This is a genomic window from Methylobacterium sp. CM6247 (assembly GCF_054817925.1).
This window is the reverse complement of sequence record NZ_JBTXKX010000003.1, coordinates 3,651,431-3,664,347: the sequence shown is the minus strand read 5'-3', so window position 1 is coordinate 3,664,347 and position 12,917 is coordinate 3,651,431. Positions and strand designations below refer to the sequence as shown.

Below are 12,917 nucleotides of genomic sequence, written 5' to 3'. Positions count from 1 at the left end.
AACGCTGCGGGTCGAGGGCGGGGCCGGCCTTATCCGCTCATTCATCCAGTGAAGAGCGCGCTACAAAACCCTGTCAGAGTGAAGAGAATCACGTTCTCGCGGTTGTGGACATCGTCTCGAAATTCCGCCCGGAAGGTCAGGAGGTCGGTGCCGCCAAATGCGGATGTGTCAGTTGAGGGTGTGTAAATAAGTATTTGGCAAAAAATGATTTTCTCCTGTCGATGCCTGGCATCGACAGGAGACGGGATATCAGCGGTGGCTCGTCTCGTTCAGCCGCTCGATCGGCATGGTCCCGCGCTGTTTGAACAGCAGATCGAGGGCTTCCAGCATGAGCGCATGCATCTTCGTGCGCTCGGTATGGGCGAGGTCGCGCAGCTGGTCGTAGACCGGCGGCTCCAGATAGACCGACATCTGCCTGGCACGCTCCTTCAGGGTGCCCGGCGCCTTGCGGACGGGCGTGTGGCCCGTATCGAGCTGGACGATGTCGGCGCTCCTCCCTGGGGAGGCGGCTCCCGCGACGATGGAGGCGAGGCTCGGCCTAGGCGGCTTTGGCATGTTTGACGACCTGCATCCGCTTCTCGATCCACGTCCAGAGCTTGCGGACTTCGCCGGCGGCCTGGCCCTTGGGGTTGAATTCGGTGACGCCCTGACCGACGCCGATCGCGTCCTGGTGATCGGTCCGCGCGACGATGTTCACGTCCGGCAGGATGCCCAGCACGGCGAGGCCGTCGGCCGCGTCGCGGATCCGGTAGGAGCGCGGCGGGGTCTGGTTCAGCACGAAGGCGAACTTCTTCTCCAGACGGTAGATGGCGGCCAGGGTCGGCTTGAACGCGCGTAGGTCCGCCGGGGTGGGGCGGCAGGGGATGATGCAGAGATCGGCCGCGCGGATCGCCGAGAGCGTGCCGGTGGAGTCGACGCCCGGTGTATCGATGAAGACGTAATCGTAGGAGGATTCACGCAGCTGGGTCATGACGGCTTCGATCTGCGTCGCGTCGATCTGTGCCACTTCCGGGCCATCCGCCGTGCGGTGGTCGAGCCAGTCGCTGATCGTCGCCTGGCGGTCCATTTCCAGGATGCAGACCGACAGGCCGCGCTCCTGCGCCGCCACCGCCAGTGAGATGCACAGGGTGCTCTTTCCACTGCCTCCCTTCTGGGTGACGAAGGTGATGGCTTTCATACGGGAGCCCTTCTCGCGGCTTGAGATGTCGCATTCCTGCCGTGCCGGGGCGAATATCGGCCCGGAGGCCGATCGAATTCCCGGCCTCGGATCGACACCGGACGCGCTCGAAGCCGTCGTCCCGTGACACCAGGATGCCCTGATCCCGGTTTTTGGCGGGTCATGGTTAATCAGTGGTTAAGATCGATGCCTGGGCTTGGAGGGTTCCGTTGGCTGAGGATCGTGCGCCACGATCGATCTCCCCGTCCCCCGACGAACATGCACTTGGTGGCAATCTCAGGTTGCCTTTAATGCACGTTTGACGTGTTGAGCGCTTTCGGTGATGCAATTTTAGGGGTAGGATGCGGTCTCTGTCGCCGGCTGTCGAAGCATTTATCAACCTCAGGTAATGACCCAATGGAGGTCCGATTTAGCTTCGGGATGCTCCGCGGTCACTGTTTCGCTGTCAGTGCCCCGGCCCCTGCGGCCCAGGAGATCCATGCCTGCGCGCACCAGCTTTTTCCCCGACGACTCGGATAGCCTTCGGGATGCGCTCGACGCATCGGGAATCGTTGGCGTCTGGTCCCACGACGTCTGGGCTGGCCGCATCGCCGTCTCCGGTTTGCTCGCGGAGATTCTCGGCTTCGCTCCGGAGACGGAGGTCGTGAGTCTCGACGCCTTCCTGACGGCGATCCACGATGAGGACCGGTCTCGCATGGAGAATGCCCTACATGCCGCCACCGAGGGGGGCGGTCTGTTCGAGATCGTCTTCAGGACGGTTCGAGGCGAGCGCCGGCTCGGCCTGCGCGGACGGGTTGAGCGGGACGGGTCTGGCGAGTGCGCGAGGGGGCTCGGCATCGTCATCGATCACACCGAGGATGGCGCCCTCCCTCATCAGCCCGACATGCAGGCCCAGGCGGCGGCCAACCGCATGGCGGAACACGCCATCGCCCTGCAAGACCTCGCGACCGGCCTCCACCAGCCGAAGCTGACGGCACTCCTCGATGCCCTGATGCGAGAAATCGGCTTCACGCTGGCCGGTCACATCGAGAGGGGCGAGCGACGCCGCGATCATTGAGGGCGAGGTTGGCGTCGAGAGACGTGATCCTGGCCTAATCGGCCGGCTTCCGTAGCAGGTAGATGTCCATGATCCAGCCGTGGCGTGCCCTCGCCTCCGCCCGGATGCGCCGGATCTCGGCGGCGACGTCGCCGAGGCGGCCCGAGAGGGTGATCTCGTCGTCGCTCCCGAGATAGGCGCCCCAATAGATCGTCAGCTCCGGGTCGAGTTGGGCGAAGGTCGGGTCGCCGTCGAGCATCACCACGGTGGTGTCGGCCTCCTCGGAGAGGCCGCCGGCGATCTGGCGTCCCGTGGTGATCTGCACCGGCGCGCCGATGCGGTTGAGGGCGATGCGGTGACTGGCCGCCAGGGCCTGGACGCTGGTGATGCCGGGAATCACCCGGTACTCGAAGGCGAGGCGGCCCCGCGCCACGATCCGGTCGATGATCCGCAGGGTGCTGTCGTAGAGCGATGGGTCACCCCAGACCAGGAAGGCCCCGGTCTCGTCTTCTTGCAGTTCCCGCTCGATCATCGCTTCGTACAGGGCGGCGCGGGCACTGTGCCAATCCTCCACGGCCACGCCGTAATCGGCAGGGTTGCGGTCGCGCTCCGGATCCTGGGCCTCGACGATGCGGTAGGGCCGCTCCTCGATGTAGCGCTCGCAGATCTCACGGCGCAGGGCGACGAGGTCGGCCTTCTCGCCCCCCTTGTCGAGGACGAAGACCACATCCACCGTGTTCAAGGCCCGGATCGCCTGGATCGTGACGTGCTCCGGATTGCCGGTGCCGATGCCGATCACGAGGATCTGTCTCACGCGTCTAGCCTTCCGAGTTGCGATCGGCCCTGTCGCGGGCGCATGCCCTATGCTACGCTCTGCGCCGACATGAAACCCATCCGGCGCAATCTGGACCGGAGCCTCGCGCTCTGGCTGATGACGGTGATCCTCGCGATCGCCGGCTTCGCCATGTCGTCGCCCGCGAGCGCCCATACCGGGCATGGGCACGGAACCGGGGCCCAGGTCGAGCGGGGCCAGGTCGAGCGCGTTCAGGTTCAGAACGCCCGCGAGACGAAAGCGGTCCAGGGGATCACGTCCGATAGCGGCATGCGTGCCGTAGTCTCGGTCCTGCGGGCCGAGCCTCATCTTGGCTGTGCCGGTCCCTGCTGCGCCGGCGGCTGTGGCGCTCCCTGTTGCGCCCTCGGCCTCGCTCCCACCGAGGGCGACGTCGCATCCTCCGCCGGACTGACCGGACCCGTTCCCGTGGGTGCCGCCTCTGCACGGACGGATGCCGCCCCGGATTCCCCGTCCGAACCCCCGAGATCCTTCGCCTGACGTAACGACGGCGTTCCCGCGCGGCTGCCTTCCGGCCTCGCGTAGATCGCCGTCTCCTGCTTCAACGGCGCCAAGGTTTCTCGCATCATGTCCATCGTTTTTCCGGCCGCCCTGCGCCGTGTCGCAGCGTGCGCCATCGCCTGGGCGGCCCTGACCGGCGCGGTCCTGTCCCATGAGGGCCATTCCCACGGAGACGAGGCCCCTGCCCTGCCCGTCGCGGCGGCAGCACCGCGAGCCGAGGCGAAGTCGGAGCGCTACGAACTCGTCGCCACCGTGCAGGGGCACGATCTCGTCTTCTATCTCGACGCGTTCGAGACCAACGCGCCGGTCACCGACGCCACCCTCGCCCTCTCGACGCCGGACGGACGCAGGAAGGCCGAGGTCCAGGCCGACGGCACCTACCGGCTTTCGGCGCCCTGGCTCGAGGAGGCGGAGCATCACGATCTCCTCGTCGCGGTGACGGCGGAGGGCCGAACCGACATCCTCTCCCTCGATCTCGACCTGCCCGCCCCCAAAGTCGCGGCTGCGGCGTCCGAGACGGCGACCGCCGCCTCCCTGGTCGAGCGCCTGACGCACCAGCCGCCCTCCGTCACCGCCGCCGGGGGCTTCCTCCTCGGCCTCGGCGCCGTCGTCCTGTTCCGGCGTCGGCGCACGATTCCCATCGTCGTCGTCCTGGCGGTCACGGCGACGATCGTGCTGGGCAGCGCCGCCCTCGCCCATGAAGGCCACGATGCCGCGCCGGCCGAGGGGGGGATGATGGCGAGCCCGCCCTCCGGCGGCGCCGACCGGGCCAAACGCCTGGGCGACGGTTCGATCTTCGTACCCAAATCCCTGCAGCGGCTCCTCGTCCTGCGCACCGCCCTGACGGCGACGGAGAACGTGGCCCGCACCGTGGCCCTGCCCGGCCGGGTCATCGCCGATCCCAATGCCAGCGGCGTGGTGCAATCCTCTGTCGGAGGCCGTCTGGCCCCTCCGGCAAGCGGATTTCCTCGCCTCGGAACCCGTGTGACGCGCGGCGAGGTGCTCGCCACCGTCACTCCGCCCGTCCAGGCGGTGGACGTCTCCGACATGCGCCAGCGCCAGGGCGAACTCGACCAGCAGATCGCGATCCTCGACCGGCGCGTGGTCCGGTTCGAGCGTCTGGCGGGGACCGGCGCCGTGGCGCAGACCCAGCTCGACGATGCCCGATCCGAGCGCGACGGGCTGAAGGACCGCCGCGCCGCCCTCGATGCGGTCCGTGGCTCGCCGGAGGCGCTGGTCGCACCCGTGGACGGAGTCATCGCCGAGGCCAGCGCCACTGCCGGTGCCATGGCCGCCCCCGGCACCGTCGTCTTCCGCATCCTCGATCCGAAGAAGCTTTGGATCGAGGCGCTGAGCTTCGAGGCCCTGTTCCCTGAGGGTGCGGCGACGGCCCGGCTCGGGGACGGGCGCAGCATGGCGCTGGCCTATCGCGGTGCCGGCCTCGCCGATCGTAATCAGGCCGTTCCCGTGCAGTTCGCGGTGGACGACGACACGACCGGTCTTCGTCTCGGCCAGTTCGTCACCGTCCATGCCCCCCTGACGGGGGAGCGGACCGGTCTCGCCGTCCCACGGTCCGGCATCCTCCGCGCCGAGGGCGGGAGCGTCGTCTACGAGCATGTCGGCGCCGAGCGCTTCGTGGCGCGCACCGTCCGCACCGATTCCCTCGATGCCGACCGCACGCTCATTGCCGACGGTCTGGAGCCGGGACGGCGCGTCGTCGTCCAGGGTGCCGAACTCCTCGACCAGATCCGCTGAGGAGACAGCCCCATGTTCGGCCTCATCGTCGCGCAATCCCTGCGCAACCGCCTGCTCGTGCTGGCCCTCGCCTTCGCCCTGGTCCTCACCGGCGCGCTCTCCCTCGCGCGCCTGCCCGTCGACGTACTCCCCGACCTCAACCGGCCCACGGTCACGATCCTGACCGAAGCCGAGGGGCTCGCCCCCACGGAAGTCGAGCAGCGGGTGACCTACCCGATCGAGACCCGCATGAATGGCCTGCCCGGTGTCAGCCGGGTGCGCTCGGTCTCGGGCATCGGCCTGTCCATCGTCACGGTGGAGTTCGAGTGGGACACCGACCTGTTCCGCGACAGGCAGTTCGTCAATGAAAGGCTGGCGCTGGCGCGCTCGGAACTGCCGCCGAACGTGGTCCCGCAGATGGGGCCGGTCTCCTCGATCATGGGCGGCATCCTGCTCGTCGCCGTCACCTCGAAGACCGCGACCCCGATGCAGGTGCGCGAGACCGCCGACTTCACCTTGCGCCCGCGCCTGCTCTCGATCCCGGGCGTGGCGCAGGTGATCCCCATCGGCGGCGAGGTGCGCCAGTTCCGGGTCGCCCCCAATCCCGCCGCCATGCGGGCGCTGGGCGTCACCGACGAGGCCCTCACCCGAGCCCTGCAGAATTACGGCGGCAATGCCGGTGGCGGCTATTCCGAGGCCGGCGGCCGCGAGGTCCTGATCCGCGCGCTCGGCCGCACCACCGATCTCGACGACCTTCGCAATCTCGTCGTCACGACGCCGGGCGGTCCGGTCTACCTGCGGCAGGTCGCCGAGATCGCCTTCGGAGCGCGGCCCAAGCGCGGCGACGGCGGCTTCATGGGCAATCCCGCCGTGGTGGTCTCCATCGAGAAGCAGCCGGGGATCGACACCGTGCGCCTGACCCGCGAGGTCGAGGCAGCGCTCAAGGAGATCGGCCCCTCCCTGCCGCACGGAATCGAGGCCGGCAACGTCCTGTTCCGGCAGGCGGATTTCATCGAGACATCGCTTCGCAACGTGATCACGGTGCTGATCGAGGCCGTGGCCGTTGTGGCCGTGGTGCTGTTCGCTTTCCTGTTGAACGTGCGGACCACGCTGATCTCGCTCGCCGCCATTCCCGTCTCGATCCTCGCCACCGCCACGGTGTTCTCTCTGCTGGGCCTGTCCATCAACACGATGACGCTCGGCGGCCTCGCCATCGCCATTGGAGAGTTGGTGGACGATGCCGTCGTCGATGTGGAGAACATCCTGCGGCGCCTGCGCGACAACCGGGCGGAGGGCTCGCCCCGCACGTCCTTCGCGGTGATCGTCGATGCCTCGAACGAGGTGCGCTCCGGCATCGTCTACGCCACGATCATCATCTGTCTCGTCTTCGTGCCGCTCTTCGCCCTGTCGGGGATCGAAGGCCGGCTCTTCGCGCCGCTCGGCCAAGCCTACATCATCGCCATCCTGTCGAGCCTTGTGGTCTCGCTGACCCTGACGCCCGCCCTCTCCTCCTGGCTGCTTCCCGGCCTCAAGAGCCTCGACCATCCCGAGAACCGGCTGATCCGCGGCCTCAAGCGGGCCAATGGGCGACTGGTGGAAACGGCCTTCGCCCATCAGCGCCTTGCCATGGCCTGCGCGGTCCTGGCGGTGGTCGCCTCCGGCTACGGCGCGGGCCGGTTGCCCCGCGCCTTCCTGCCGACCTTCAACGAAGGCTCGTTCACGGTCACCACCACCTTCACCCCCGGCATCTCGCTCGCCGAATCCGCTCGTGTCGGCGCCATCGCCGAGCGCCTGCTGATGGAGATTCCCGAGGTCGACAAGGTCGGTCGCCGCACGGGCCGCGCCGAGCTCGACGAGCATGCCGAAGGGGTCCATTCCACCGATCTGGAGATCCGCCTGAAGCCCGGCGGACGCGAGCGCCCGGCCATCGTCGCCGACATCAGGGGGCGGCTGTCCGTTCTTCCTGTCACGGTGAATGTCGGCCAGCCGATCTCGCACCGGCTCGACCACATGCTTTCCGGCGTCCGGGCCGAGATCGCCCTCAAGCTGTTCGGCGAGGATCTCGACGCGTTGCGCCGCACCGCCGAATCCCTGCGCGAGACCTTGTCCGGCATTCCGGGTGTCGCCGACCTCCAGGTGGAGCGGCAGGTGCGCGTTCCCCAGATCGAGGTGCGGGTCGATCCGGCCAAGGCGGCGCTCTACGGCGTCTCCCCCGCCACGGTGGTGGAGACGGTGGGGAACCTCGCCAACGGACGCGTGGTCTCCACCCTGGTCGAGGGACTGCGCCGCTTCGACGTGGTCCTGCGCCTGCCCGAGAGCGGCCGCTCCATGGCCGCCCTGCGCGACCTCCTCATCGAGACGCCGTCGGGCTGGGTGCCCGCCCACGCCCTGGCCGACATCGCCGAGCGCGACGGTCCCAATCAGATTCAGCGCGAGAACGGCCGCCGCCGCATCGTGGTCCAGGCCAACACCGTGCCGGGCTCGGACGGCTCGAAGGTCGCCGCCGACATCGCGCAGGCCCTGGCACGGACGACGCTGCCGGAGGGGATCAGCGCGCGCCTCGAAGGCGCGTTCGAGGCGCAAGGGGAGGCGACCCTCCGCATCGGCCTCCTCGGCCTCGTCTCCTTCGCCCTGGTCTTCGCCCTGCTGGCGAGCCGTTACCGCTCCGGCGTGCTGGCTCTCATCGTCATGGGCAACGTGCCGCTCGCCCTCATCGGCAGCGTCGTCGCCCTCACCATCGCCGGGCTGCCCCTCTCCGTGGCCTCGATGATCGGCTTCGTGACGCTCACCGGCATCGTCGCCCGCAACGGCATCCTGAAGATCAGCCACGTGCTGAATCTCGGGTTGAACGAAGGGCTGCCCTTCGGCCCGGCTCTGGTGCTGCGGGCGAGCAACGAGCGCCTCGTGCCGGTGCTGATGACGGCGCTCGCCGCAGGCATCGCCCTGGTGCCGCTCCTCCTCGACGGCACCGCGCCGGGCAAGGAGATCCTGCACCCCGTGGCCGTGACGATCTTCGGTGGCCTCATCAGCGCGACGCTCCTCGACGCCGTGCTGACGCCGGTCCTGATGCTGCGCTTCGGCGGCCCCGCCTTCGCCCGACTGCGCGAGGCACCCGGCGATGAATCCCCCTCCCCGGTGGCGGGGACCATGCCCTCCCCGCCCGCAACCTTCTGACGACAGGGAAATCCCATGACGAAGATAGCCCTCCCCGCGATCCTGGCCGCGATCCTGGCTCTGCCCCTCGCCTCCCCGGTTCTCGCGGCCGAAGAGCACCGCCACGAGGACGGCACCACCCATTCCCACAGCCATGACCACGGGTCGAAGCCCGCCGCGAAGGGCAAGGCCGCCGACACGTCGGCGACCCGCGCCTTCAAAGAGGCGAGCATGCGCATGCACGGCGACATGGAGATCCGCTATTCCGGCGACGTCGACCGCGACTTCGCCGCCGGCATGATCCCGCATCACAAGGGCGCATTGGCCATGGCCAAGGTCGCCCTCCAATACTCGAAGGATCCGGAGGTCCGGTCGCTGGCCGAATCCATCGTCAAGACTCAGGAAACCGAGATCGCCCAGATGGAGGCGATCCTGAAGCGGACCGATCCCGCCAGGAAGTGAGGCTCCCGCCTCGCCCCTGGACAGTATCGCTCAGGGGCGGCACCGCTTGCCCTCTCGACGCCGGACCAGTCGCCTTGTCGACGGCGGGAACCCTAGACGACGAGCATATCCGCGAAGGTCAAATGCACTTTCGTATCGATGACGGCGAAGGTGTGGGCGGTGCCGGCTCCGCTCCCGTCGGCATCGTAGGAGAGGGTGCCGGTCGTGGCGTCGTAGAGAACGCGGTCATCCGCATCGGCCCGCCCTGATGAAAGGTCCTTGAAAGCTTTCTCCGCGAGGGGGCCGGCGCGAAGGGCCGCGAAGACCTTGCTCGAGAGCGCGACGACATCCTCGGCGACGGAGAAATCGCGGATGTGATCGGTGTTGCCGGTTCCGGGCCGCGTGCGAAACAGGAAGGTATCCGCCCCCTCCCCGCCGGTGAGAACGTCGTTTCCGGCTCCGCCCGTCAGCATGTTGCCGGCGCCGTTGCCGGTGATCGTATTGGCGACGGCGTTGCCGATGCCATCGATCGCCTTCGAGCCGAGGAGCCTCAGAGCTTCGAGATTCGTCCCGAGGCGGTGGCTGGCCGAACTCAGCACCTGATCCGTACCGCTCCGGGCCGCCTCCTCGATCGTGTCGCGGCCGTCCGTGACATAGGTGTCGTTTCCGAGCCCACCGCTCATGCGGTCGGCCCCCCGTCCGCCGTCGAGTCGGTTGGCGCCGTCGTTGCCGATGAGGATGTCGTCGCCCGCCCCGCCCTTCGCCTTCTCGATGGAGACGCCATTGGCGATGGTCACGCCGCCGGTCAGGGTTTCCGACGTCGAGAGCCAGCCGCCCCCGCCGATCTCGGCTTTCAGTGTCGCCGCGCGCAGGTCGATCTTGGCCGCGCTCGACCCCTCATAGACGATCGTATCGGAGCCGCCCGTTTCCCAGATCGTGGTGTAGCCGCGATTGGCATCGACATCGTCGCTGAAGCGATAGACGTCGTTGCCGGCGTTGTGGGCGCGGGCTCCGTAGAGATGCTGCAGGGCTGCGATGTCGATGGCCCCGAAGGAGCCCGGCTGGGCATTGAGCGCGGTGTTCTCGTCGCGCTCGGGCGTGAACGGATTGTCCTCGCCCCAGAACGGGAAGGTGTAGCCCATCACCGTATAGATCGGGGAGTTGAGGTTGCCGGTGCCGAAATCGCCCGGCTCGACGACACCCGGCAGCTTGCCGTTCTCCCCGTCATGGGGGTGGCCGAGGCCCAGGCTGTGGCCGATCTCGTGGATCCAGGTTTCGGAATAGGTGCCGAGGCGGACCACGTCGGCGGCCCCTTTCACGCTCGTCGGGTCGATGCCCACCGCGGTTTCCAGCGAGGTGACGCCCGGGGCGGGCGTGCCGGATTCGCCGCCTCCGCCGACATCGAGCCGCTGGATCAATTGGGCCCGCGCCACGCTGCCTTCGACGAAATCGACATTCGCCACACTGCTGACGGTGTCGTAGATCTCCCTGTAGAACGCCTTCCAGTCGCCCTCGGAGAAATCGTCGATCCCGTTCGCATCGATGTCCTGCGCCTTGAACCCGTAGGTCAGGGTCACGGCGTTCCAGGCGCCGCCGAGGATGAGGCTGTCCACGACGGCATTCCCCGTCAGGGCAACGGGTTTGAAGAGGTCGGCCATCGATTGATCTGCCCCTGGGGAAAAGCTTCTCGAAGCTTGGCCGTTCGAGCCGGCCGGGGCAGTCCCTAACCACGATGCCGCGTCATAAACAATTGATGGTCCTACTCCTCCGTGGTCAACCATGCCAGGTGGAAGCGGTATGCTTTATCGGCTCCGAGGGGGAACCGACCTGACGGCGCTAAATCCGGGCTCGTCCGCCCGCATAGGTGCTCAGCCAGCCGAGCCCATCCTCGGTTCGGCCACGCGGATTGTACTCGCACCCGACCGAGCCCGAATATCCGAGCCGGTCGAGTTCGGCGAAGACGAAGGCGTCGTTCACCTCCCCCGTACCGGGCTCGTGGCGCGCCGGTACGCTCGCGACCTGGACATGGCCGACGATGGGCAGGAGGCGGGCCAGACGCGTGGTGACGTCGCCATGCAGGATCTGGGAATGGAAGATGTCGAACTGGAGCTTGAGGTTGCCGAACCCCTCCGCGCGCAACGCCGCGACGAGTTCGGCGGCGGCGTCGACATCGTCGAGGAAGTAGCCGGGCATGGAGCGGCGGTTGATCGGCTCGATCAGGAGGTCGATGCCATGCCGGGCAAGGCGTCCCGCTGCATACCGCACGGACCGGCGATACGCTTCCATGGCGTGGTCATCCTGCCGGTCGGCCATGCCCGCCATCAGGTGCAGGCGGGGGCAGCCCGCGGCGAGCGCGTAGGCGAGCGCTGTCTCGACCCCAGCCTGCATCTCGTCGAACCGTTCCGGCAAGGCGGCGAGCCCTCGGTCGCCGGTTACCCAATCTCCCGGCGGCATGTTGAACAGGACGAGGTCCAGGCCATTCGCGGCGAGACGCCCGGCGATGTCGTCCGGAGAATGCTCGTAGGGGAACAGGAATTCGACCGCCGTGAACCCGGCACGGGACGCGGCCTCGAACCGGTCGAGGAAGGCATGCTCGGTGAAGAGCAGCGTCAGGTTCGCGGCGAAGCGCGGCATGGGAGGGCTCCATCGTGGCGGGCCCCAATCCGGGCCGCCCTCAATCGCGGATGAGCTTGCCAGTATAGACGACGGGGCCGGTAGGCAGGCCGGTGGCAGATCCGTTCGGCGGCTCCACCGAGACGGCGAAGACACCCTCGCCGCGCCGCGCAGCATCGGACCCGGCGGGCAGGGCCACGCGTGCCGCGTCCTTGCCGATCAGCCCGAGGGATTTCGGCGTCTTGTCGGCTCCCACATACCACAATTCGAGGCTGCTTCCCGCCGGCGCCTCGGCGCCGACCGGGCGCACTCGCGCGGTTCCCGCCACCGTATCGATGCTGACGATGAGGGCCGGCGCCTCGCCGCCGCTGGAGACCACGGCGACGTAGCGTGTCTCGCCCTCTCCGCCGGGGCGGGGGCCGACGGCGATGAACAGGGCGAGCCCGGCAGCCAGCACCCCTGCGCCCGCCGCTGCGGCCCGCCACAGGCCGAGCTTGCGCGATAGGGCGGCCACGCGGTTGTCGTTCGCCGCCGGAGACGGGGAGGCCCGGTTGGGCAGCGCGCGCAGGATTGCCGGCCATACGCCCTCGCCCGGTTCGATCTCGGGAATGACGGCGGCGAGAGGGGCCAGGCGACGCTCCCACTCCCGCACGGCGGCGCGAGCGGCGGGGTCGACGGCGAGCTCCAGGTCCATGGCGGCGCGCTCGGTGGCGTCGAGCGTACCGATGACGTATTCGGCGGCGCGAAGATCGCGCTCGGTGGGGTCTTCGGTCATGCCGGCCCCTCCAGGCAGCCCCGCAGGGCCGCTAGCCCGCGATGCAGCCACGTCTTGATGGTGTTGACGGGACGCGCGAACCGTTCTGCCAGTTCTTCCCGGGAATGCCCCTCGCAATAGGCGAGTACGATGCAGTCGCGCTGCGTCGCCTCCAGGCGGGACAGGCAGGCGCGCAGGGCATCGCGCCCGAGAATCGCCTCCTCGCTGTCGTGGGGATCGGCGAGCCGTTCCACCCAATCCTCCCCGTCCTCGGTCACCGGCCCCTGGACCTCTCCCTTGCGGCGGACCCCGTCGATCGCCCGGTTACGGGCGATGGCGCAGAGCCAGGGCAAGGGGCGACCCGCCTCCGGAGAGAACGAGCCGGCACTTTGCCATATCCGCAGGAAGACATCCTGGAGCACGTCTTCCGCCATGCCGCGATCTCGCTGGATACGGAGCACGATGCCGAAAAGTTTCGGGGCGGTCAGATCGTAGAGCGCGCGCAAAGCCTGCTCGTTGCCGGATGCGACCGCCGAGATCAGGCGCGCCAGTGCCGCATCGTCACGCAAGGGTCAGGCGTCCTCTCGACAAGACAAGACTCGACAGGACATGGCGCAGCCGTTCCATCTGGCGTGAACGTTAACCCAAGTCTTAATCG

12 protein-coding genes are annotated in these 12,917 nt (G+C 68.2%); 5 read left to right on the top strand and 7 right to left on the bottom strand.

What is annotated here, in order from left to right:
- Positions 1-249 precede the first annotated feature (249 nt).
- A complete protein-coding gene (locus ACYQOP_RS18160) occupies positions 250-555 on the bottom strand; it encodes a ribbon-helix-helix domain-containing protein (RefSeq protein ID WP_056424261.1) in 306 nt (101 codons plus the stop codon).
- Entirely contained in the window at positions 539-1,177 is a 639-nt protein-coding gene (locus tag ACYQOP_RS18155) for a ParA family protein (RefSeq protein WP_056424260.1), read from the bottom strand. Before ACYQOP_RS18155 ends, ACYQOP_RS18160 begins: the two co-directional genes overlap by 17 nt.
- Positions 1,178-1,655: 478 nt before the next feature.
- On the opposite strand from ACYQOP_RS18155, the gene ACYQOP_RS18150 reads away from it, so the two are divergent.
- Positions 1,656-2,234 carry a PAS domain-containing protein gene (locus ACYQOP_RS18150; RefSeq protein ID WP_461223345.1) on the top strand — a complete coding sequence of 193 codons (579 nt, stop codon included), beginning with the start codon at positions 1,656-1,658 and terminating at the stop codon, positions 2,232-2,234.
- Between the two features lie 34 nt (positions 2,235-2,268).
- Here the strand turns inward: ACYQOP_RS18150 and cobF are convergent, their stop codons facing one another.
- Positions 2,269-3,027 (bottom strand): precorrin-6A synthase (deacetylating), encoded by a 759-nt coding sequence (gene cobF / locus ACYQOP_RS18145; RefSeq protein ID WP_461223344.1) that lies wholly within the window; start codon positions 3,025-3,027, stop codon positions 2,269-2,271.
- Between the two features lie 42 nt (positions 3,028-3,069).
- On the opposite strand from cobF, the gene ACYQOP_RS18140 reads away from it, so the two are divergent.
- The 4 genes from ACYQOP_RS18140 to copM all read left to right on the top strand — a co-directional run bounded on the left by ACYQOP_RS18140 (position 3,070) and on the right by copM (position 8,913).
- On the top strand, positions 3,070-3,543 hold the full coding sequence (locus ACYQOP_RS18140) for a hypothetical protein (RefSeq protein ID WP_461223343.1): 474 nt from the start codon (positions 3,070-3,072) through the stop codon (positions 3,541-3,543).
- Positions 3,544-3,630: 87 nt separating this feature from the next.
- A complete protein-coding gene (locus tag ACYQOP_RS18135; RefSeq protein WP_461223342.1) occupies positions 3,631-5,319 on the top strand; it encodes an efflux RND transporter periplasmic adaptor subunit in 1,689 nt (562 codons plus the stop codon).
- Positions 5,320-5,331: 12 nt separating this feature from the next.
- A complete protein-coding gene (locus ACYQOP_RS18130) occupies positions 5,332-8,472 on the top strand; it encodes an efflux RND transporter permease subunit (RefSeq protein WP_461223341.1) in 3,141 nt (1,046 codons plus the stop codon).
- Positions 8,473-8,487: 15 nt separating this feature from the next.
- Positions 8,488-8,913 carry a CopM family metallochaperone gene (gene copM / locus ACYQOP_RS18125; RefSeq protein WP_461223340.1) on the top strand — a complete coding sequence of 142 codons (426 nt, stop codon included), beginning with the start codon at positions 8,488-8,490 and terminating at the stop codon, positions 8,911-8,913.
- Positions 8,914-9,005: 92 nt separating this feature from the next.
- On the opposite strand, the gene ACYQOP_RS18120 is transcribed toward copM, so the two are convergent.
- From ACYQOP_RS18120 to ACYQOP_RS18105, 4 genes are all read right to left on the bottom strand, one after another.
- Positions 9,006-10,550: a M10 family metallopeptidase C-terminal domain-containing protein gene (locus tag ACYQOP_RS18120; protein ID WP_461223339.1), complete on the bottom strand. Its 1,545-nt coding sequence runs from the start codon at positions 10,548-10,550 to the stop codon at positions 9,006-9,008.
- Positions 10,551-10,728: 178 nt separating this feature from the next.
- Positions 10,729-11,526, bottom strand: coding sequence for a 2-oxo-tetronate isomerase (otnI, locus tag ACYQOP_RS18115; protein ID WP_461223338.1), 798 nt, complete (start codon positions 11,524-11,526; stop codon positions 10,729-10,731).
- Positions 11,527-11,566: 40 nt separating this feature from the next.
- Complete coding sequence (locus tag ACYQOP_RS18110; protein ID WP_207411989.1) at positions 11,567-12,280, bottom strand: anti-sigma factor; 714 nt, start codon at positions 12,278-12,280, stop codon at positions 11,567-11,569.
- Positions 12,277-12,828, bottom strand: coding sequence for a sigma-70 family RNA polymerase sigma factor (locus tag ACYQOP_RS18105; RefSeq protein WP_207411990.1), 552 nt, complete (start codon positions 12,826-12,828; stop codon positions 12,277-12,279). The genes ACYQOP_RS18110 and ACYQOP_RS18105 overlap by 4 nt, the downstream gene beginning before the upstream one ends.
- Between the last annotated feature and the right edge of the window lie 89 nt (positions 12,829-12,917).

Coding starts and splice junctions, on each gene's coding strand:
- ACYQOP_RS18135 (WP_461223342.1), top strand. CDS start 3,631: ATGTCCATCGTTTTTCCGGCCGCCCTGCGCCGTGTCGCAGCGTGCGCC.
- otnI (WP_461223338.1), bottom strand. CDS start 11,526: ATGCCGCGCTTCGCCGCGAACCTGACGCTGCTCTTCACCGAGCATGCC.
- ACYQOP_RS18140 (WP_461223343.1), top strand. CDS start 3,070: ATGCCCTATGCTACGCTCTGCGCCGACATGAAACCCATCCGGCGCAAT.
- ACYQOP_RS18155 (WP_056424260.1), bottom strand. CDS start 1,177: ATGAAAGCCATCACCTTCGTCACCCAGAAGGGAGGCAGTGGAAAGAGC.
- ACYQOP_RS18110 (WP_207411989.1), bottom strand. CDS start 12,280: ATGACCGAAGACCCCACCGAGCGCGATCTTCGCGCCGCCGAATACGTC.
- ACYQOP_RS18120 (WP_461223339.1), bottom strand. CDS start 10,550: ATGGCCGACCTCTTCAAACCCGTTGCCCTGACGGGGAATGCCGTCGTG.
- ACYQOP_RS18150 (WP_461223345.1), top strand. CDS start 1,656: ATGCCTGCGCGCACCAGCTTTTTCCCCGACGACTCGGATAGCCTTCGG.
- copM (WP_461223340.1), top strand. CDS start 8,488: ATGACGAAGATAGCCCTCCCCGCGATCCTGGCCGCGATCCTGGCTCTG.
- ACYQOP_RS18130 (WP_461223341.1), top strand. CDS start 5,332: ATGTTCGGCCTCATCGTCGCGCAATCCCTGCGCAACCGCCTGCTCGTG.
- ACYQOP_RS18160 (WP_056424261.1), bottom strand. CDS start 555: ATGCCAAAGCCGCCTAGGCCGAGCCTCGCCTCCATCGTCGCGGGAGCC.